General features: G+C 70.5%; 18 protein-coding genes and 2 pseudogenes. 6 read left to right on the top strand and 14 right to left on the bottom strand.

Features of this window, described 5'->3' with window-relative positions; all coding sequences use genetic code 11:
- Window positions 1–13: 13 nt before the first annotated feature.
- Window positions 14–1,879, top strand: coding sequence for an endonuclease/exonuclease/phosphatase family protein (locus ABZ826_RS31195; RefSeq protein ID WP_361455696.1), 1,866 nt, complete (start codon window positions 14–16; stop codon window positions 1,877–1,879).
- Window positions 1,880–1,891: 12 nt separating this feature from the next.
- Here the strand turns inward: ABZ826_RS31195 and ABZ826_RS31190 are convergent, their stop codons facing one another.
- Entirely contained in the window at window positions 1,892–2,608 is a 717-nt protein-coding gene (locus ABZ826_RS31190) for an antibiotic biosynthesis monooxygenase (protein WP_361455693.1), read from the bottom strand.
- 137 nt (window positions 2,609–2,745) lie between these two features.
- On the opposite strand from ABZ826_RS31190, the gene ABZ826_RS31185 reads away from it, so the two are divergent.
- Window positions 2,746–3,879 (top strand): peptidoglycan bridge formation glycyltransferase FemA/FemB family protein, encoded by a 1,134-nt coding sequence (locus ABZ826_RS31185; RefSeq protein WP_361455690.1) that lies wholly within the window; start codon window positions 2,746–2,748, stop codon window positions 3,877–3,879.
- Window positions 3,816–4,193 (top strand): annotated as a pseudogene (locus tag ABZ826_RS31180) (GNAT family N-acetyltransferase); the annotation flags it as partial. The gene ABZ826_RS31185 and the pseudogene ABZ826_RS31180, both read left to right, overlap by 64 nt.
- A gap of 50 nt (window positions 4,194–4,243) precedes the next feature.
- Here the strand turns inward: ABZ826_RS31180 and ABZ826_RS31175 are convergent.
- On the bottom strand, window positions 4,244–4,876 hold the full coding sequence (locus ABZ826_RS31175; RefSeq protein ID WP_361455762.1) for a DUF4232 domain-containing protein: 633 nt from the start codon (window positions 4,874–4,876) through the stop codon (window positions 4,244–4,246).
- Between the two features lie 222 nt (window positions 4,877–5,098).
- Here ABZ826_RS31175 and dapA point away from each other — a divergent pair, with 222 nt between their 5' ends.
- Window positions 5,099–6,031, top strand: a complete 933-nt coding sequence (dapA, locus tag ABZ826_RS31170; RefSeq protein WP_361455687.1) for a 4-hydroxy-tetrahydrodipicolinate synthase — start codon at window positions 5,099–5,101, stop codon at window positions 6,029–6,031.
- Here dapA and dapD read toward each other — a convergent pair.
- The gene (gene dapD, locus ABZ826_RS31165) at window positions 6,028–7,017 is read right to left on the bottom strand and encodes a 2,3,4,5-tetrahydropyridine-2,6-dicarboxylate N-succinyltransferase (RefSeq protein WP_361455684.1); all 990 of its coding nucleotides are present in this window, start codon (window positions 7,015–7,017) and stop codon (window positions 6,028–6,030) included. The genes dapA and dapD overlap by 4 nt on opposite strands.
- Before the next feature lie 80 nt (window positions 7,018–7,097).
- Entirely contained in the window at window positions 7,098–8,357 is a 1,260-nt protein-coding gene (locus ABZ826_RS31160; RefSeq protein WP_361455681.1) for an MFS transporter, read from the bottom strand.
- Between the two features lie 108 nt (window positions 8,358–8,465).
- Here ABZ826_RS31160 and ABZ826_RS31155 point away from each other — a divergent pair, with 108 nt between their 5' ends.
- Window positions 8,466–9,353 (top strand): winged helix-turn-helix transcriptional regulator, encoded by an 888-nt coding sequence (locus tag ABZ826_RS31155; RefSeq protein ID WP_361455678.1) that lies wholly within the window; start codon window positions 8,466–8,468, stop codon window positions 9,351–9,353.
- Between the two features lie 246 nt (window positions 9,354–9,599).
- Here the strand turns inward: ABZ826_RS31155 and ABZ826_RS31150 are convergent, their stop codons facing one another.
- On the bottom strand, window positions 9,600–10,136 hold the full coding sequence (locus ABZ826_RS31150) for a TetR family transcriptional regulator (protein WP_361455675.1): 537 nt from the start codon (window positions 10,134–10,136) through the stop codon (window positions 9,600–9,602).
- Complete coding sequence (locus ABZ826_RS31145; RefSeq protein ID WP_351078852.1) at window positions 10,136–10,456, bottom strand: multidrug efflux SMR transporter; 321 nt, start codon at window positions 10,454–10,456, stop codon at window positions 10,136–10,138. Before ABZ826_RS31145 ends, ABZ826_RS31150 begins: the two co-directional genes overlap by 1 nt.
- Window positions 10,457–10,637: 181 nt before the next feature.
- On the opposite strand from ABZ826_RS31145, the gene ABZ826_RS31140 reads away from it, so the two are divergent.
- On the top strand, window positions 10,638–11,666 hold the full coding sequence (locus ABZ826_RS31140; protein WP_361455672.1) for a hypothetical protein: 1,029 nt from the start codon (window positions 10,638–10,640) through the stop codon (window positions 11,664–11,666).
- A gap of 131 nt (window positions 11,667–11,797) precedes the next feature.
- Here the strand turns inward: ABZ826_RS31140 and ABZ826_RS31135 are convergent.
- The 8 genes and pseudogenes from ABZ826_RS31135 to sufD all read right to left on the bottom strand — a co-directional run.
- Window positions 11,798–12,040 (bottom strand): annotated as a pseudogene (locus ABZ826_RS31135) (VOC family protein); the annotation flags it as partial.
- 18 nt (window positions 12,041–12,058) lie between these two features.
- Window positions 12,059–13,453 (bottom strand): DUF3616 domain-containing protein, encoded by a 1,395-nt coding sequence (locus tag ABZ826_RS31130; RefSeq protein WP_361455669.1) that lies wholly within the window; start codon window positions 13,451–13,453, stop codon window positions 12,059–12,061.
- A gap of 145 nt (window positions 13,454–13,598) precedes the next feature.
- Window positions 13,599–13,937, bottom strand: a complete 339-nt coding sequence (locus ABZ826_RS31125; RefSeq protein ID WP_361455758.1) for a metal-sulfur cluster assembly factor — start codon at window positions 13,935–13,937, stop codon at window positions 13,599–13,601.
- A gap of 11 nt (window positions 13,938–13,948) precedes the next feature.
- Window positions 13,949–14,404, bottom strand: coding sequence for a Fe-S cluster assembly sulfur transfer protein SufU (sufU, locus tag ABZ826_RS31120; protein ID WP_114243911.1), 456 nt, complete (start codon window positions 14,402–14,404; stop codon window positions 13,949–13,951).
- A 42-nt stretch (window positions 14,405–14,446) separates the two neighbouring features.
- Window positions 14,447–15,703, bottom strand: coding sequence for a cysteine desulfurase (locus ABZ826_RS31115; protein ID WP_361455666.1), 1,257 nt, complete (start codon window positions 15,701–15,703; stop codon window positions 14,447–14,449).
- A complete protein-coding gene (gene sufC, locus ABZ826_RS31110; RefSeq protein WP_361455663.1) occupies window positions 15,700–16,464 on the bottom strand; it encodes a Fe-S cluster assembly ATPase SufC in 765 nt (254 codons plus the stop codon). Before sufC ends, ABZ826_RS31115 begins: the two co-directional genes overlap by 4 nt.
- A 7-nt stretch (window positions 16,465–16,471) precedes the next feature.
- Window positions 16,472–16,789: a bifunctional 3-phenylpropionate/cinnamic acid dioxygenase ferredoxin subunit gene (locus tag ABZ826_RS31105; RefSeq protein WP_093899509.1), complete on the bottom strand. Its 318-nt coding sequence runs from the start codon at window positions 16,787–16,789 to the stop codon at window positions 16,472–16,474.
- Window positions 16,789–18,006, bottom strand: coding sequence for a Fe-S cluster assembly protein SufD (sufD, locus tag ABZ826_RS31100; protein ID WP_361455660.1), 1,218 nt, complete (start codon window positions 18,004–18,006; stop codon window positions 16,789–16,791). The genes ABZ826_RS31105 and sufD overlap by 1 nt, the downstream gene beginning before the upstream one ends.
- Window positions 18,007–18,019 lie beyond the last annotated feature (13 nt).

Genomic DNA, 18,019 nt, shown 5'->3' with positions numbered 1-18,019 from the left:
CCCGGAGTCCCTGATGCCCTCCGCATCATCCAGAACCACCGCGGTCACCGCCGTAGTCACCGCCGCGCTCGCTGCGGGTCTGCTCACCGGCGCAGCCACCACCTCCGCGTCCGCCTCCCCGACGCCCTCCCCCTCCTCGTCCGCCGACGGCCAGGTCCGGATCCACGACATCCAGGGCCCCACCCGGATATCCCCGCTCCTCAGCCAACAGGTCAACGGTGTCCCGGGCATCGTCACGGGTGTGCGGACGTTCGGATCGAAGGGCTTCTGGTTCCAGGACCCGAACGCCGACGCCGACCCCGCGACCAGCGAGGGGATCTTCGTCTTCACCAGCTCGGCGCCGACCGTCGCGGTCGGTGACGCGGTCGCCGTCTCCGGCACGGTCGCCGAGTTCGTCCCGGGCGGCGCCTCCTCCGGCAACCAGTCGCTCACCCAGATCAGCAAGCCCGTCGTCACGGTGGTGTCCTCCGGCAACCCCCTGCCCGCACCGGTGACGATCACGGAGCGCTCGGTCCCCTCCCGGTACGCCCCGGCCGGCGACCCCGCGGCGGGCGGCTCCATCAACGCGCTCCCCCTCGACCCTTCGCGCTACGCCCTGGACTACTACGAGTCGCTGGAGGGCATGAACGTCCGCATCGGCACCTCGCGGGTGGTCGGCGCCACCGACCCGTACGCCGAGCTGTGGGTGACGGTGAAGCCGCACGAGAACGCCAGCCACCGCGGCGGTACGGTCTACGGCTCGTACACCGCGCAGAACACCGGCCGCCTCCAGATCCAGTCGCTGGTGCCGCTCGCCGAACAGCCCTTCCCGACCGCCGATGTCGGTGATGTCCTGTCCGGTACGACCGAGGGTCCGCTCGACTTCAACCAGTTCGGCGGCTACACGCTGACCGCCCGCACCCTGGGCAAGGTCACCGCCAAGGGGCTGGGCCGGGAGACGACCCGCAAGCAGCACGCCGACGAGCTGGCGGTGGCGACGTACAACGTCGAGAACCTCGACCCGGGCGACCCGCAGGAGAAGTTCGACGCGCTCGCCGCCGCCGTCGTCCGCAACCTCGCCGCCCCCGACATCGTGGCGCTGGAGGAGATCCAGGACAACAACGGCGCGAAGGACGACGGTACGGTCTCCGCCGAGCAGACGGTCAAGAAGTTCACCGACGCGGTCGTGGCGGCGGGCGGCCCGGCGTACGAGTGGCGTTCCATCGACCCGGAGGACAAGAAGGACGGCGGCGAGCCCGGCGGCAACATCCGCCAGGTGTTCCTCTTCAACCCGAAGCGGGTGTCGTTCACCGACCGCGCGGGCGGCGACGCGACGACCGCGACCGATGCCGTACGGGCAGGGGGCGGGGCGGCCCTGACCCTCTCCCCCGGCCGGATCGACCCGGCGAACACGGCGTGGACGAACAGCCGCAAGCCGCTCGCCGGCGAGTTCAGCTTCCGCGGCCGTACGGTCTTCGTCGTCGCCAACCACTTCGCGTCCAAGGGCGGCGACGAGTCCATCGTGTCGCAGCACCAGCCGCCGACCCGCTCGTCGGAGGTCCAGCGGCACGCGCAGGGCAAGGCGGTCAACACCTTCGTCAAGAAGCTGCTGAGCGTCCAGAAGAACGCGGACGTCCTGGTCGTCGGCGACATCAACGACTTCGAGTTCTCCGGCACGACCGAGGCGCTGACGGCCGGTGGCGTGCTGTACCCGGCGATCAAGTCCCTGCCGCGCGCGGAGCGTTACTCGTACGTCTACCAGGGCAACACCCAGGTGCTGGACCAGATCCTGACCAGCCCGTCGATCCACGGCTTCAGTTACGACAGCGTGCACATCAACGCCGAGTTCGCCGCGCAGAACAGCGATCACGACCCGCAGGTGCTCCGCTTCCGCCCGTAACCCCTCACGCCCCTACACGCCCGCCCTCGGCCTCATGCTGAGCGCGGGCGTGTACCGGTGCACGCCGCCGCCGGTCACACCCGGGTAGGACTGCACCCGCTCCCACTGCGGCGTCCTCGACCCGACCCCGTCACCGGGGGCGGCCAGCGCGTCGACATGGGCCTGCGCGCTCTCCCATTCGGCGTAATTGAGGACGCGCGTTCCGTCCACGCTCACATGGAAGTGCGCGGAGATGCCTCCGGGGGCAGGCGCCGGTTCGGTCCCCAGGGCCTCGAACACGGTGTCCACCCAGTCCCGCTGCCTCGCCTTGTCCGCGCCGTCGAACTCGACGTCGACGATCACGACGCACCCCGGCTCCCGCGCCTCCCCCTCCCCCGGCAGCGTGGAGCGGTACGGCTCAAGGGTGTGCAGACCGAGCCGCCGGATGCCCGGCACGGCGACGTCGATCTCCGCGTTGCGCTCGTCCCGGCCGTGCCGGAAGAACTCCTGGTAGGCCTGCTCCCCACTCCACTGGCTGTAGTGGAACAACGTCTTCCCGTCCTCACCCGCATGGACGGTGTACGAGAACAGCCCCTGGTGCGGCCACTCCCGGCCGTCCCACGCCTTGCGGACGGCCTCGATCGTCCGCCGCTGCCGCTCGGGCGTGCCGACGTCCCAGGTGCTTGCCTTGACCAGTCCGACGTCGTTACGGGCAAGATCGGGACGGGACTGGAACCGGACGGCGCTCATGACGAGTCCTCCTGACCGGCGCACCCCTGCGGCGCGCCACCGCCGACCACACTGGTACGTCAAGTGCGCTTGAGGTCAACACCACTCCCGCGTCGACGCCGTCAGGCCCCCGGACAGAACAGCGAAGGGAACACCTTATGGATCTGCGTCTCAGGGCGATCACCCGCGAGGAACATCTGGCGTTCGTCGCGAGCCGGCCCGCCGTGAGCCATATGCAGGTTCCGTCGTGGGGCGATGTGAAGCCCGACTGGCGTGCGGAGAGCATCGGCTGGTTCGACCGGGACTCCACCGGCCGGGAGCGGATCGTGGGCGCCGGGCTCGTCCTCCACCGACCGATCCCCAAGGTGAGGCGCAGTCTGGCCTATCTGCCGGAAGGCCCCGTCATCGACTGGGACGACGTCGGTCTGAGCCAGTGGCTGGATCCGATGCTGGCGCATCTGAAGGAGCAGCGTGCGTTCTCCGTGCGCATGGGCCCGCCGGTGGTCTCGCGGCGCTGGGACGCCGAGACCGTCAAGGACGCCATCGCCGACCCGGCCGCCGGACGGCTGCGCGACGTGGCGGCGGACGTGAACGAGCCGCAGGCCGCCCAGGTCGTGGAACAACTGCGCCGACTGGGCTGGCAGCAGGCCGAGGACGGCAACGAGGACGGTTTCAGCGCCGGACAGCCCCGTCATGTCTTCCAGGTGCCGTTCGCCGGGCAGTCGCTGGAGGAGATCCGGGGCAGGCTGAACCAGCAGTGGCGGCGCAACATCAAGAAGGCGGAGAAGGCGGGCGTCAAGGTCGTCGAGGGCGGTTACGAGGACCTTCCGGTCTTCTACGAGCTGTACCGCGAGACGGCCGAGCGCGACCGTTTCATCCCCCGCCCGCTCGTCTACTTCCAGCGCATGTGGACCGCGCTGCGGACCGAGGACCCCGGCCGGATGCGGCTCTACCTCGCCCACCACGACGGCGAAACGCTCGCCGCGGCGACGATGCTGACGGTCGGGAACCATGTCTGGTACTCCTACGGCGCCTCGACCGGCCGCAAGCGCGAGGTCCAGCCCAACAACGCCATCCAGTGGCGCATGATGAGCGACGCGCACGAGCGGGGCGCGGCCGTCTACGACCTGCGCGGCATCACCGACACCCTGGACGAGGGCAACCACCTGCTGGGCCTGCTCCGCTTCAAGGTCGGCACCGGCGGCCGGGCCGCCGAATACGTAGGCGAGTGGGACTACCCGATCAACAAGGTGCTCCACAAGGCCTTTTCGCTCTACATGGCACGCCGCTGACCACAGCGGCGGCGGGCAACGGGCCTCCGGTGTCGGGGTGCGCCGACCCACCGGTGCTCGTCCTGGTGGAGGGGGACACCGTGGTGGGCTGTCTGCAGGCGACGTACCTACCGGGGCTCGGCAAGCACGGCGAGGAGCGGGCCCTGATCGAGGCGGTGCGCATCAGGGCCGACCGGCGGGGCGGCGGTCCGGGCCGGGAGCTGATGAAGCAGGCCGTCGACCGGGCCCGGCTGCGGGGGTGCGGACTGATGCAGCTGACCAGCAACAAGCGGCGCGTCGACGCGCACCGGTGCTACGAGTCGCTGGGTTTCACCCGCAGCCACGAGGGCTTCAAGCTCGCCCTCCGATCCGGCTCGTCGCGGCGTCATCTCGCCGGGTCGGTCCGCCAGGCGGTCATGTTCAGCTCGTCGAGCAGCCGTACGTCGCTCCCCTCCAACGGGAAGGTGCGCGCCTCCAGGCCGGGGGCCGGTGCGATCTCCAGCGCGTCGCCCTCGACGAGGTCGCCGCCGGTCGGGGTGGAGACCCAGGCGAGCAGCGACCGCATCGTCCCTCCCGGCTTCAGCAGGACCTCCTGCGGGCCCGCGTCGCTCCCCATGTAGGAGGAGCCCGGATTCACCGGGACGGGCAAGGGGTCACCGGCGTCGTCCAGGGCCCGGACGGACGGATAGCCCTTGACGCGGTACGGCTCGCTCCCGCAGTTGGTGAGGGTGAGGCCGACGGCCCGGTGGCCCAGCGCGGCCTGCACCTCGCCCATGTCGACGACCACCCCGGAGGACGGGCAGCCGGCCCGGCCGGCGGAGGGCGTGGGTCCGGGCCCCTGCGCCGACGGCGGCGGCGGCCGGTCTGGGAGCGGGGCCGAGACGGTGGGGAACGGGGTCGGCAGCTTGTCGGCGTGCACCCTGTAGGGGGCGCGCGATGTGGGTTCCGGCTCGCCCTCGCCCGCCGGCACGAGAAACCCGGCGCAACCCGAGAGCGACAGGCCCAACGCCCCGGTCATGAGCACGACCGCCACCGGTCTGCATCTCCCAGCCCCGGGCCCGGTCCCCGCCCCTGTCAGATCCCGCACGCTCATGCTCCCGCCCCCGCGTCGGCCTTCCGTATAGGCGTTCGATCATGCCAGAGCATGAACCCCTTCCTCACGACTGTTGAGCAATTCTTGCCTTTCATCCCAAGCAGAACTAAGTGGACCTTCACGGTCGGGTCGGCTGACACTTCGGGTATGACAGCACCTTCAGCACCTTTCGGCCGCGCGCTCTGCGCGATGATCACACCGTTCACCGCCTCCGGCGCACTGGACCCGGACGCGGCCGGGAAGCATGCCGCCTCGCTGGTCGCCGACGGCTGCGACGGTCTGGTGCTCAGCGGCACCACGGGCGAGTCCCCGACCACGACCGACGCCGAGAAGACCGCGCTGGTGCGGGCGGTCAGGGCGGCGGTCGGCGACGATGTGCCGATCGTCTCCGGGGTCGGCGGCCCGGACACCCGGCACACCGTGGCCCTTGCCCGGCAGGCCGAACGGGCGGGCGCGGACGGCCTGTTGGTGGTGACGCCCTACTACAGCAGACCGCCGCAGGCCGCAGTCGAGGCGTACTTCCGGCGCGTCGCCGACGCCACCGGCCTGCCGCTGATGCTGTACGACATCCCCGGCCGCACCGGCACCCGCATCGAGCCGGAGACCCTGCTGCGGCTCGCGGAGCACCCGCGCCTCGTGGCCGTGAAGGACTGCGCGTACGACCTGCTCGGCTCCACGAAGGTGATCGGCGCGACCTCGCTGGCGTACTACTCGGGCTGCGAGGAGCTGAATCTGCCGTTGTACGCGGTGGGCGCGGCAGGCTATGTCAGCACGGTCGCCAATGTGGCACCCCGGCAGCTGCGGGCGGTCCTGGACGCCTTCGACGCCGGGGACACCGCCGAGGCCGCCCGGCTCAACCGGCTGACGATCCCGCTCGCCGAGCTGATGATGGCGTCCGGGCTGCCCGGCACGGTCACGGCGAAGGCACTGCTCGACGCCGGACCGGTCCGGGAACCACTGCAGCCCGCCGGGCGCGAGGCTACCGACGGGCTGCGGAGGGTGTACGAGGAACTTCTCGTCGCTGCGAGCCAGGGACTTTCGTTCGGATCAGCCCGGCATGATCCGAACAAGAGGCCCTAGTTGTGGCTGTGCAGGACGTCGTTGAGGCCGTCCCAGACCGCGTTGTTCGGCCGCGCCTCCACGGCTCCGGTGACCGAGTTGCGGCGGAAGAGGATGTTCGAGGCTCCGGAGAGCTCACGGGCCTTGACGATCTGCCCGTCCGGCAGCGAGATGCGGCTGCCGGCCGTGATGTAGAGCCCGGCCTCGACGACGCACTCGTCGCCGAGCGCGATCCCGACACCGGCCTCGGCGCCGATCAGGCAGCGCTCGCCGATGACGATGCGTTCCTTGCCGCCACCGGAGAGGGTGCCCATGGTGGAGGCGCCGCCGCCGATGTCGGAGCCGTTGCCGACGACGACACCCGCGGAGATCCGGCCCTCGACCATCGACGTGCCGAGGGTGCCGGCGTTGAAGTTGACGAAGCCCTCGTGCATGACGGTGGTGCCGGAGGCGAGGTGCGCGCCGAGCCTGACCCGGTCGGCGTCGGCGATCCGCACACCCTTGGGCGCGACGTAGTCCGTCATCCGGGGGAACTTGTCGACCGAGGTGACCTGGAGGTGCAGGCCCTCGGCGCGGGCGTTCAGCCGGACCTTCTCCACATCGTCCACGGCGACCGGGCCGAGCGAGGTCCAGGCGACGTTGGCGAGGAGACCGAAGAGGCCGTCCAGGTTCTGGCCGTGCGGCCGGACGAGACGGTGCGAGAGGAGGTGCAGACGCAGGTACGCGTCGTGGGCGTCGAGCGGCTTGTCGTCGAGCGAGGCGATGACCGTACGTACGGCGACGATCTCGACACCGCGGCGGGCGTCCACACCGATGGCCTTGGCGGCACCTGAGCCCAGGAGGTCGACGGCCCGGTCGGGGGTGAGCCGTTCGGTTCCGGCCGGGCCCGGGTCGGCGGTGAGCTCGGGGGCGGGGAACCAGGTGTCGAGAACGGAACCGTCGCCGGCGATGGTGGCGAGGCCGGCGGCGACGGCGCCGGTGGTGCGAGCAGGAGTCGTGTCGGTCATGACAGGAAACCTAACCGGCGGGGCGCCGTCGGAGCCAACCGGTCTCGCCGGGTGGTCGTCCAGAACCCATGACCACCCGGTCAGCCGGGCTGTGCCCGCCGTTCGGGCGCCGGCGCAAAGACCTCCTCGCGCTGCGCCGACCGCACCGCCGCCGGCCCCGGTCCCGCTCCCCGCAGCCGCCGTGCCGTCAGCACCGCCACCCCCGCGCCGCCGGCCAGCACCGCGCAGGCCGGCCAGAGCAGACCGGGCGCGGCGGAGTAGAGGGCGCCGCCGAGCGGTGGCGCCAGCACCTGGCCGCTGATAGAGGCACCCGCGTACAGGCTCTGGAAGCGGCCCTGCGCATGGTCGGGAGCCCGGTCGGCGACGTACGCCGTCGCGGTGGTCTTGTACAGGATCTCGCCCGCGGTCAGGGACGCCATCATGGTGACGGCGAACAGTGCCCCGGCCCCCGGGATCAGCACCGCGTAGCCCAGCCCCACGAGCAACAGCCCGGTGCCCACGATGCCCAGCGGCTCCCGTCGGCGCAGCGCGTGCGCCGCGGGCAGCTCCAGCAGGAGGATGACACCGCCGTTGATGGCGAGCAGCCAGCCGTAGAACTGGGCGCCGTGACCGTGCTCGGACAGGAAGACGGGCAGGGTCGAGTACTGCTGGCGGTAGACGAGGTCGACGCAGAGGATCGCGGCGAGCAGGACCAGCACCGCGGGCCTGGCCCGCAGCTCCCGCCAGAGCCCGGGTGTGCCGGGCCCGCGGGCCGGCCGGCTGTGCGTGGTGCCGTGCGCCGGCAGCACCATGGCCGCGTATCCCGCGAAGAGCAGCGTCCCGAGACCGTCGGCGACGAACAGCCAGTCGTACGAGAAACGGGCGGCGACCAGCGCGCCGAGCGGCGGGCCCACGGCGAACGCCGCGTTGCCCCCGGCCCGCACGAGGGCAAAGCTCTGGCGCCGGCCGCCCTCGGGGACGGAGACGGCGACGAGTGCGGCGTTGGCGGCGCGCACGACGCCTGCCGCGTACTGCGCGAGCGGCAGCACCCCGTACATCGCCGCGACCGGCAGGACCGGCAGGGTGGCGAGTGCCGCCCCGCCGACCGGCGCACCGGTCAGGAGCATCCGGCGGTGCCCGTAGTGGTCGCCGAACCAACCGCCGGTGAAGTTCCCGGCGACCAGGCCGATGCCGCCGACGCCCGCGATCACCCCGGCCTGGGGGACGGTCAGCCCGCGCGGGCCGGTCAGATAGACGAAGAGATAGACGAAGGTGAAGCTGACGACCCCGTTGAGGAAGGAGCCGAAGGCCAGCAGCCGTACCGTGCGCGGTACGTCCCGCACGATCGCGAAGAACCCCATCCGCAACACCCTCCCCAAGTGAGTTTCTCTTGGGAACGGACTATGGCATCATGCTTTCCCGCAGGTCAATCCGGTGAGATACGGCCGCGGGAGCCCGAAGGAGGACCCATGCCCCAGCGCACCAGCCTGGCCGACGCCGACTGCGCCATCGCCCAGGCGCTCGATGTCGTCGGCGACTGGTGGACTCTGCTGATCGTGCGGGACACGGCGCGCGGGGTGCACCGCTTCGACGCGCTCCAGGAAGAGCTGGGCGTCTCCCGCAAGGTGCTGACCGAGCGGCTGCGGCTGCTGGTCGACGCGGGGGTGCTGTCCCGGGAGCCGTACCAGGACCGGCCGCCCCGGTACGAGTACCGGCTCACCCGCCGCGGACGCGCGCTGCTGCCCGTACTGATCGCGCTCCAGGACTGGGGCGACACCTGGGTGATGGGGGAAGGGGAAACGATGGCAACAGCCGCAGAGGCGTCGAAGGAGGCGGCCCGGGTGCACGCCCTGGTGGGCACGCGCCTGCCCGAGCTACGCCTGCCGGCCCACGACGGCGCGTCGCGCGACCCGGTCGCCGACACCCCGTACACCGTCCTGTACTGCTTCCCCGGCGCCTACGCCCGGCGGGACGCCTACCCGCCCGGCTGGGCCGAGATCCCCGGCGCGCGCGGCTGCACCCTCGAATCCTGCACGTACCGCGACCAGTTGGCCGAGTTCACGGCGGCGGGGGCCACCGTGCACGGGGTCTCGACCCAACGGCCGGACGAGCAGCGCGCGTTCGCGGAGGCGGAACGGCTGCGCTTCCCGCTGCTGTCCGACGCGGGGCTGGACCTGGCGGCGGCCCTGCGGCTGCCGACCTTCCGCGCGGCGGGGACCAGCAGATTGAAGCGGCTGACGCTGGTGGTGGACCGGGACCGGACGGTCCGCGAGGCGCTGTACCCGGTCACGGACATCGAGGCGAGCGTGCGGGCGGCCCTGACCGCGGTCCGGGAGGCAGGCCGGTCCGACGGGTGAGGAAGGACGCGGCGGCAGGCAACCGTGACCGGTCGGCGGGCACGGCCGAGCCCGCCCGGCAACGCGGGACAGGGCGCCCGGCAGGCGCCGCGCCCAGGGCCCGGCCTCGCCCGACCGGGCTCATCCCGCACCCCCGGAGCGGAACCCGCCCCCGACAGCACGGAAGCCAAGGCGCCCGGCAGCGCCGCGCCCAGCCCCGGCCGCGCCCCGCAAGCCGAGTCCGGGGGCGGGCCGCGGTCGGAGCGGTCAGCCGGCGACCCGGCCCAGCATCTCCCGGGCGTACGCCTCGTCGTAGTCCCCGCCGGTGAGCAGCACCTGCAGGCAGATGCCGTCCATGAGCGCGATCAACGCCCGCGCCGTGACCGGATCGGCCCGCCGGGACAGCAACTCGGCCGTGCCGTCGGTCCACTCGGCGGCGACGGGCCGCAGCGCGGGCCTGCGGAGCGCGGCGAGGTACAGCTCGTACTCCAGCTCGGCCCGCCCGCGCCCGCCGGAGAAGTACTCCCCCAGCAGCCTGGCCAGTTCCTCGGCGAGGTCGGCCGCCGGGTCGGCGAGGGCCTCGCTCTCCCGCATGACCTCGGCGAAATTCTCGTTCGAACGGCGCAGCGCGGCGATCAACAGCTCGTCCAGCGAGGCGAAGTGATACGTCGTCGAACCGAGCGGCACATCCGCCTCGGCCGCGACGGAGCGGTGGCTGAGCCCCGCGATGCCCTTGGCACCGACGACCCGGATCGCGGCCTCGATGATCCGGCGGCGCCGCTCGGGATCGTAACGGCGTGTCATCAGTGGGCCCCTCCCAGATTCAGCACCACCACTCCGGCGATGACCAGCGCTATGCCCGCCAGCTTGACCAGGTTGCCGGACTCCCCCATGAAGAGGATGCCGATGGCGGCGACGGCCGCGGTGCCGATCCCGGCCCAGATGGCATAGGCAGTGCCCATGGACAGCGTCTTCAGTGTCTGGGCGAGCAGGGTGAAGGCTATGAGATAGCCCGCGACGGTGATCAGCGAGGGCCAGAGCCGGGTGAAGCCCTCGCTGTACTTCATGGCCGTCGTGCCGGCCACCTCCGCCGCGATGGCCGCGGCAAGCAGTCCATATCCCATGTGTACGAGTGTACGCATCGCCGCCCGCACCACGATACGACGGATTCACGCCACCCGGGACGCTACGGTGTCCCGACCGGCACACAGGACGACGACAAACAACGGAGCAGCAGTGGCGCAGGACGCAGGGTGGGGCGGCGGAGCACCGTACGGAGGGCCACCGGGAGGATGGGGTGGCTGGATGCCACCGCCGAAGCCCGGAGTGATACCGCTGGCGCCCCTGAAGCTCGGGGACATACTCGGCGGCGCCTTCAGCACGATGGGCCGCTACTGGAAGCAGCTCTTCGGTGTCGGCGTGGCCGTGTACGGCGTGGCGCTGGTCGTCGTGGGGGCGGCGACGTTGATCGCGTACTCCGCGATCAGTGACCATCTGCACCGGATCATCTCGCTCAGCGCCGATCAGGAGCCGTCGTCGGACGACCTCACGCCGGTGCTGATCGCCTTCGGCGTCATCTGGCTGATCGCCATGGTCGCCCTCATGCTCTGTACGGCCCTGATGTACGCGGCCGTTCCCGCGATCCTGCAGGAGGCGGTGCTGGGCAGGCCCACCACCTTCTCCGTCATCTGGCGACGGGCCTGGGCCCGCGTGCCGGCGGTGATCGGCACAGTGATCCTGTCCGCCCTGATCGCGATGATCCCGATGGTGCTCATGGTGATCGCCTTCTTCGCCCTCGTGATCGGGGCGATCACCCTGGCCCACGAGTCCGGCGCCGCGATATGGACCGCGCTCGGCCTCCTCGGCGCCCTGGCCACCGCTCCCCTGGCGGCCTGGCTCTGGGTGAAGTTCAGCCTGGCCGCCCCGGCCGCGGTCTTCGAGCGGCAGCGCCCGGTGGCGGCCCTGCGCCGTTCGTCGCAGCTGGTGCGCGGCGACTGGTGGCGGGTCTTCGGGATCAGCCTGCTGGCCTTCGCGATGGCGGCCGTGGCGAACTACGTCATCCAGATCCCGTTCTCGTTCCTCGGCATGTTCTCCGGCGTCATCGGCGGCTCGACCCTGGACGAGGACCCGAACCCCGCGTCGATCGCCTTCGCCATGAGCGGCTACGTGGTGATCCTCCTGCTGGGACAGCTCATCGGTCAGCTCCTCTCCGCGACGTTTCCGCAGCTGGTGACCGGACTTCTCTACGTCGACCGGCGCATGCGCACGGAGAACCTGGGCCCGGTCCTCGCCGAGGCTGCGGCCGTACCCCCGTCCCCGTACGGCACCTATTGAGGGCTGTCCCGTGATCTCGGGGATTACGGGACAGCTCTTGGGCTCTCCCGTTCGGATCAGGCCGGGCTCGCGCGCCCGGCACCGGACCGCGCTCGCCGAGCCGGCCTGATCCGACGAGACCCCGGGGCCCCTCAGTCGATGAGCGAGTTCTTCGGACTCAGCACGCAGAACTCGTTCCCCTCGGGGTCCTCCAGCACCACCCAGCTCACTTCCGCCTGCTTCCCGATGTCCGCCCGCCGCGCTCCGAGCCCGATGATGCGCTCGACCTCGGCGGCCTGGTCATCGGGGGCGAGGTCGATGTGGAGCCGGTTCTTGCCCGCCTTCCGCTCCGGCACGGGGACGAAGCAGATCCCGGGAAGCGCCGACTTGTCGGCGCAAAGGTGCCCGGTCCGTCAGCTGCCGACGGTGAACCAGGTCGCCCGGGACTTCTTCCACTCGGCGTGGTCGAGATCCTTCGCCTCCGTGCCGTCCCCGTACAGATCGGCCGATCCGGCATCCGTGATCAGCTGCGCCCGCGCGCCCGGAACGGTCAGGTCCGGAACGTCGACGACGGCCTCCCAGCCACCCGGGTCGGCGGTCGGCAGATCGGCCCGCTTGACCGGCGCGTGCGCGGCGACCCCGTCCCAGCTGTAGAGGGCGTACGGGGCCGAGTTGTCGTCGGCCGCCCAGGAACCGGCCACGATCAGATACTGGTCGGCCGCGTTCCTACGGATGTCCCGGATGCTGAGTCCGTCGAGGTCCAGCTCGATCGGCGTGCCGATGACCGCCTTCGCCCCGCTGCCGGCCACCTTGTCGAAGTTGGTGACGGGCACGACGAGCGCCTTGCCCCCCGCCTTCGGCGGTACGAGCGGCGCCCGGAAACCGAGGTACGCGGTGCTCGTCGAGCCGGGCGCGAACTCCAGGCCCTCGATGTTGAACCCGTCGATCTGCTTGGGCGCTTCACCGTCCGCCGTCCCCGCGGCGAAGCCGAACCGGTTGCCGTTGGCCTTGTCCCAGGCGACGAGGTCGTCACGGAGCTTCTTGTACGAGCCGCCCACCGTGAGCTGGGTGGCGGCCCCCGAGCCGGTCACCGTCGTGGTGAAGACGGTGTTGCGGTCGGCCTTGTACACACCGTCCTTGTTGTTGCCGAGCGATCCGGTCCAGTAGATGGTGTTCCCGACCCGGGCTCCGGCCTCGATGTCGATCTCCTTCGACACCCCGAGCTTCGAGCCGACGTCCCAGCTCCGCACGGGCGCACCGGACGCCGAACGGTCGTACAGGCGCAGCGTGTTGGACTCGTCATCGGCGACCACCACATAACCGCCGCCCGCGTCGACGGCGGCCGAGGCGTCCGACGAGCCGGTGAGGTAGCGCGTGTCGGCGGCATTCTGCACGGCGGCGGACGCGGCGTAGTGCAGCGTCCGGGTGGCGGCCTTGCCGCCGAGTCCGGTGACCTTGATCGTGAGGTCCGTGTAGCCACGCCCGTGCGCGGCGACCGCGAGCTGCCGGGTGGCGCCGGTGCCGGTCACGGTCACATCGCCGGTTCCGGCGACGGAGGGCTTGGAGCTGGCGGACGCCGTCACCCCGAGCGCGGCGGCATCGGCACCGCTCTGTGCGACGGTGACGGTCACCACGGGGTCACCGGTCGCACCGACGGCCCCGGAGAGATAGGAGGCCGAGAGCCCGATCGTCGGCGTACCGTAACTCGCGGCGTGCGCGGGGGCGTCGACCCCCAGGGTGGCCAGTACGAGAACTCCGCTCGCGGCGATGGCCGCCCGGCGGTCGTGGAGCGAAAGCTGATGCAGCACAGCATGCCTCTCGTCGACGTGGGTTCGCGTTCAGACTCCCGTTCCCTCGCCAACTACGGACACACGTCACGCGTACGGCGGACGAACAACGACGAACGGCCCCCGGCAAAAGCAATGCCGGGGGCCGTTCGCAGGTGCGGGTGGCTCAGACGTTGAAGCCGAGCGCGCGCAGCTGCTCGCGCCCGTCGTCCGTGATCTTGTCCGGACCCCACGGCGGCATCCAGACCCAGTTGATCCGCAGCTCGTTGACGATGCCGTCGGTCGCGGACTTCGCCTGGTCCTCGATGACGTCGGTCAGCGGGCAGGCCGCGGACGTCAGGGTCATGTCGAGGGTGGCGATGTTGGCGTCATCGATGTGGATGCCGTAGATCAGGCCGAGGTTGACGACGTCGATGCCCAGCTCGGGGTCGACGACGTCGTACAGGGCTTCGCGGACCTCCTCCTCGGAGGCCGGCTTGGTCGTCGGGCCCTCGTTGGATGTCACCGTGTTCTCGCTCATGCCGTCTTCCCTTCGGACAGCGCTTTCGCCGTCGCGTCCTTCCACGCCATCCAGCTCAACAGCGCGCATTTCACCCGGGCCGGGTACTTCGAGACACCGGCGAACGCGACCGCGTCCTCCAGTACCTCCTCCATCGCGTCGTCCGGCTCCAGCTGGCCCTTCGACTGCATCAGCTCCAGGAAGGTCTCCTGGATCTTCTGCGCCTCGCCCAGCTCCTTGCCGACCAGCAGATCGTTCAGCACGGAGGCGCTGGCCTGGCTGATGGAACAGCCCTGACCCTCGTACGACACATCGGTGATGGTCTCGCCGTCGTACTTCACCCGGAGAGTGATCTCGTCGCCGCACGTCGGGTTGACGTGGTGCACCTCGGCGTCGCCGTCCCGCAGGCCGCGCCCGTGGGGGTGCTTGTAGTGGTCCAGGATCACTTCCTGGTACATGGAATCAAGCTTCACCAGTCAACCCTCAGCCGCTCTGCCTAGTAACCGCTCTGCCTATTACCCGAAAAAGTTCCGTACGTGCTCCAGACCGTCCACCAGGGCGTCGACCTCGGCGGGCGTGGAGTACAGATAGAACGACGCTCGCGTCGTCGCAGGAATTCCGTACCTCAGGCAGACCGGCCGCGCGCAGTGGTGTCCGACCCGGACCGCGATGCCCTGCTCGTCGAGCACCTGCCCCACGTCGTGGGGATGGATGTCACCGAGCGTGAAGGAGATCGTGGCGCCGCGGTCCTCGGCCGTCGCAGGACCGATGATCCTGAGGTCCGGCACCTCCAGCAGCCGCTTCACCGCGTACTCGGTGATCGCGTGCTCGTGCCGGTAGATGTTCTCCATGCCGATCGCCGAGAGGTAGTCCACGGCCGCGCCGAGGCCGACGGCCTGGGCGATCGGGGGCGTACCGGCCTCGAACTTGTGCGGCGCGGGGGCGTAGGTCGAGGAGTGCATCGAGACGGTCTCGATCATCTCGCCGCCGCCGAGGAACGGCGGCAGGTCCTCCAGGAGCTCCTGCCGTCCCCAGAGCACGCCGATACCGGTCGGGCCGACCATCTTGTGGCCGGTGAAGGCCACGAAGTCGGCCTGCAGCGCCTGCACGTCGAGCACCATGTGCGGGGCGGCCTGCGAGGCGTCGATGCAGACCAGCGCGCCGACCTGCTGGGCCCGGCGGATGATCTTCTCGACCGGGTTGATCGTGCCCATGATGTTGGAGACCAGGGTGAAGGAGACGATCTTCGTCTTCTCCGTGATGATCTCGTCGATGTTGGACAGGTCGAGCCGGCCGTCGTCGGTGATGCCGAACCACTTCAGCTTGGCGCCGGTGCGCTGCGAGAGCAGCTGCCACGGCACGATGTTGGAGTGGTGCTCCATCTCCGTGGTGACGATCTCGGTGTCGTGGTCCACCCGGTAGGGCTCGTCGGCCCAGCCGAGCATGTTGGCCACGAGGTTCAGCGACTCGGAGGCGTTCTTGGTGAAGATCACCTCGTTGCGGCTGGGCGCGTTGATGAACGCGGCGACCTTGTCACGGGCGCCTTCGTACAGCGCCGTGGCCTCCTCCGCGATCGTGTACACGCCGCGGTGCACATTGGCGTTGTGCCGCTCGTAGTACTCGTTGAGCGCGTCGAGCACCTGGCGCGGCTTCTGCGAGGTCGCCGCACTGTCGAGGTAGACGATCTTCTTCCCGTCGTGGACCGTCCGATCCAGCAGGGGGAAGTCCTTGCGGATCGCCTCGGTGTCGAGGAGGCCCGGCAGCTGTGTCACGCGGAAGCGCCACCCTTCACATATGCCTCGTAGCCCTCGTTCTCCAGCTTGTCGGCGAGCTCGGCGCCGCCGGACTCGGCAATGCGGCCGTTGGCGAAGACGTGCACGAAGTCGGGCTTGATGTAGCGGAGGATCCGCGTGTAGTGCGTGATCAGCAGAGTGCCGACCTCGCCGGTCTCGCGGACCCGGTTGACGCCCTCGGAAACGATGCGCAGGGCGTCGACGTCCAGGCCGGAGTCGGTCTCGTCGAGGACCGCGACCTTCGGCTTGAGGAGCTCCAGCTGAAGGATCTCATGGCGCTTCTTCTCACCGCCGGAGAAGCCTTCGTTCACGTTGCGCTCGGCGAACGCCGGGTCCATGTGGAGCCGGCCCATCGTCTCCTTGACCTCCTTCACCCAGGTACGCAGCTTGGGCGCCTCGCCGCGGACGGCGGTGGCGGAGGTGCGCAGGAAGTTGGAGACGGAGACGCCGGGGATCTCGACCGGGTACTGCATCGCGAGGAACAGACCGGCGCGGGCGCGCTCGTCGACGGTCATCTCCAGGACGTCCTCGCCGTCCAGGGTCACCGAACCGCTGGTGATCGTGTACTTGGGGTGACCCGCGAGGGAGTACGCGAGGGTGGACTTGCCGGACCCGTTGGGGCCCATGATGGCGTGGGTCTCGCCCTGCTTCACGATCAGGTCGACGCCCTTGAGGATCTCCTTCGTGGCGTTGTCGGCCTCGACGGAGACGTGCAGGTCGCGGATTTCAAGCGTTGCCATGGGTGACTCAGGACTCCTGGGTGACGGAGACGAGCACATCGTCCCCTTCGATCTTGACGGGGTATACGGGGACGGGGCGCGTCGCGGGAAGGCCGGACGGCTTGCCGGTGCGGAGGTCGAAGCTGGAGCCGTGCAGCCAGCACTCGATCATGCAGTCCTCGACCTCGCCCTCGGACAGGGAGACGTTCGCGTGCGAGCAGATGTCGTTGATCGCGAACACCTCGCCCTCGGTACGGACGACGGACACCGGAATGCCGTCGAGCTCCACCCGCTTCGGGGTGTCGTCCTCCAGCTCGCTCAGCGCACAGGCTTTGACGAAGGCCATCAGACGGACGCCTTCAGCTCGGCCTCGATCTTGTCGAGCAGCCGCGCTTCGACGTCCGGCAGCCCGATCTGCTGGACCAGCTCGGCGAAGAAGCCGCGCACGACGAGCCGACGGGCCTCCTCGGCCGGGATGCCGCGGGACATCAGGTAGAAGAGCTGCTCGTCGTCGAACCGGCCGGTCGCGGAGGCGTGGCCGGCGCCGACGATCTCGCCGGTCTCGATCTCCAGGTTCGGTACCGAGTCGACCCGCGCGCCGTCGGTGAGGACGAGGTTGCGGTTCATCTCGTAGGTGTCGGTGCCCTCGGCCCTGGCCTGGATGAGGACGTCACCGATCCACACCGCGTGTGCGCCGTCGCCCTGGAGCGCGCCCTTGTAGGCGGCGTTGGACTTGCAGTGCGGGGTGTTGTGGTCGACCAGGAGACGGTGCTCCTGGTGCTGGCCCCGGTCGGTGAAGTACAGACCGAAGAGCTCGGCCTCGCCGCCGGTGCCCGCGTAGCTGACCCGCGGGTGGAGACGGACGAGGTCACCGCCGAAGGTGACAACGATCGACTTGAACGAGGCGTCCCGGCCGACCAGCGCGTTGTGCTGGCCGACGTGGACCGCGTGCTCGTCCCAGTCCTGCACGGAGACGACGGTGAGCTTCGCTCCGTCGCCGAGGACGTAGTCCACGTTGGCGGCGAGCACCGCGTCACCGGTGTGGTCGATGACGACGACGGCCTCGGCGAAGGCGCCCAGCTCGACGACCTGGTGGCCGTAGGCCACGCCGCCCTCGCCGTGCACCGCGATGCGGATCGGCTCGGTGAGCACGGCCTCCTTGGCGACCGTGACGACGGACGCCTGCTCGAAGGACGTGTACGCCTGGGCGGCGACGCGGTCCACCGGCGTGCCCGCCTTCCCGAGCCGGGAGTCGTCGCGGCCGACGGTCTCGACCGTGACGCCCTCGGGGGCCTCGATCGCGACCTTCACGGCGCCGCCGGTGGCGACGGCCGTGCCGTCGTGCAGTCCACGCAGCCGCTCCAGCGGCGTGAACCGCCACTCCTCCTCGCGACCGTGCGGGACAGGGAAGTCCGCGACGTCGAAGGACGGGGGCGCGCTCATGCGCGTGGCGACGGTCGACTCGGCGGCCACCGCGATGGACCCGGCGGTGGTGGATCCCGCCGGAAGGGGTCCCCCCGCTCGCGCGGAGCCGAGAGTGGGGGAGTTCTGAGCCTCAGCCATGGCTGTCGTAGTG

The sequence above is a fragment of the Streptomyces sp. NPDC047515 genome, assembly GCF_040643055.1.
Classification (GTDB): Bacteria; Actinomycetota; Actinomycetes; order Streptomycetales; family Streptomycetaceae; genus Streptomyces.
This window is presented reverse-complemented; position numbering and strand designations above follow the sequence as displayed.

Coding starts and splice junctions, on each gene's coding strand:
- ABZ826_RS31195 (WP_361455696.1), top strand. CDS start 14: ATGCCCTCCGCATCATCCAGAACCACCGCGGTCACCGCCGTAGTCACC.
- ABZ826_RS31190 (WP_361455693.1), bottom strand. CDS start 2,608: ATGAGCGCCGTCCGGTTCCAGTCCCGTCCCGATCTTGCCCGTAACGAC.
- ABZ826_RS31185 (WP_361455690.1), top strand. CDS start 2,746: ATGGATCTGCGTCTCAGGGCGATCACCCGCGAGGAACATCTGGCGTTC.
- ABZ826_RS31175 (WP_361455762.1), bottom strand. CDS start 4,876: ATGACCGGGGCGTTGGGCCTGTCGCTCTCGGGTTGCGCCGGGTTTCTC.
- dapA (WP_361455687.1), top strand. CDS start 5,099: ATGACAGCACCTTCAGCACCTTTCGGCCGCGCGCTCTGCGCGATGATC.
- dapD (WP_361455684.1), bottom strand. CDS start 7,017: ATGACCGACACGACTCCTGCTCGCACCACCGGCGCCGTCGCCGCCGGC.
- ABZ826_RS31160 (WP_361455681.1), bottom strand. CDS start 8,357: ATGGGGTTCTTCGCGATCGTGCGGGACGTACCGCGCACGGTACGGCTG.
- ABZ826_RS31155 (WP_361455678.1), top strand. CDS start 8,466: ATGCCCCAGCGCACCAGCCTGGCCGACGCCGACTGCGCCATCGCCCAG.
- ABZ826_RS31150 (WP_361455675.1), bottom strand. CDS start 10,136: ATGACACGCCGTTACGATCCCGAGCGGCGCCGCCGGATCATCGAGGCC.
- ABZ826_RS31145 (WP_351078852.1), bottom strand. CDS start 10,456: ATGGGATATGGACTGCTTGCCGCGGCCATCGCGGCGGAGGTGGCCGGC.
- ABZ826_RS31140 (WP_361455672.1), top strand. CDS start 10,638: ATGCCACCGCCGAAGCCCGGAGTGATACCGCTGGCGCCCCTGAAGCTC.
- sufC (WP_361455663.1), bottom strand. CDS start 16,464: ATGGCAACGCTTGAAATCCGCGACCTGCACGTCTCCGTCGAGGCCGAC.
- ABZ826_RS31105 (WP_093899509.1), bottom strand. CDS start 16,789: ATGGCCTTCGTCAAAGCCTGTGCGCTGAGCGAGCTGGAGGACGACACC.
- sufD (WP_361455660.1), bottom strand. CDS start 18,006: ATGGCTGAGGCTCAGAACTCCCCCACTCTCGGCTCCGCGCGAGCGGGG.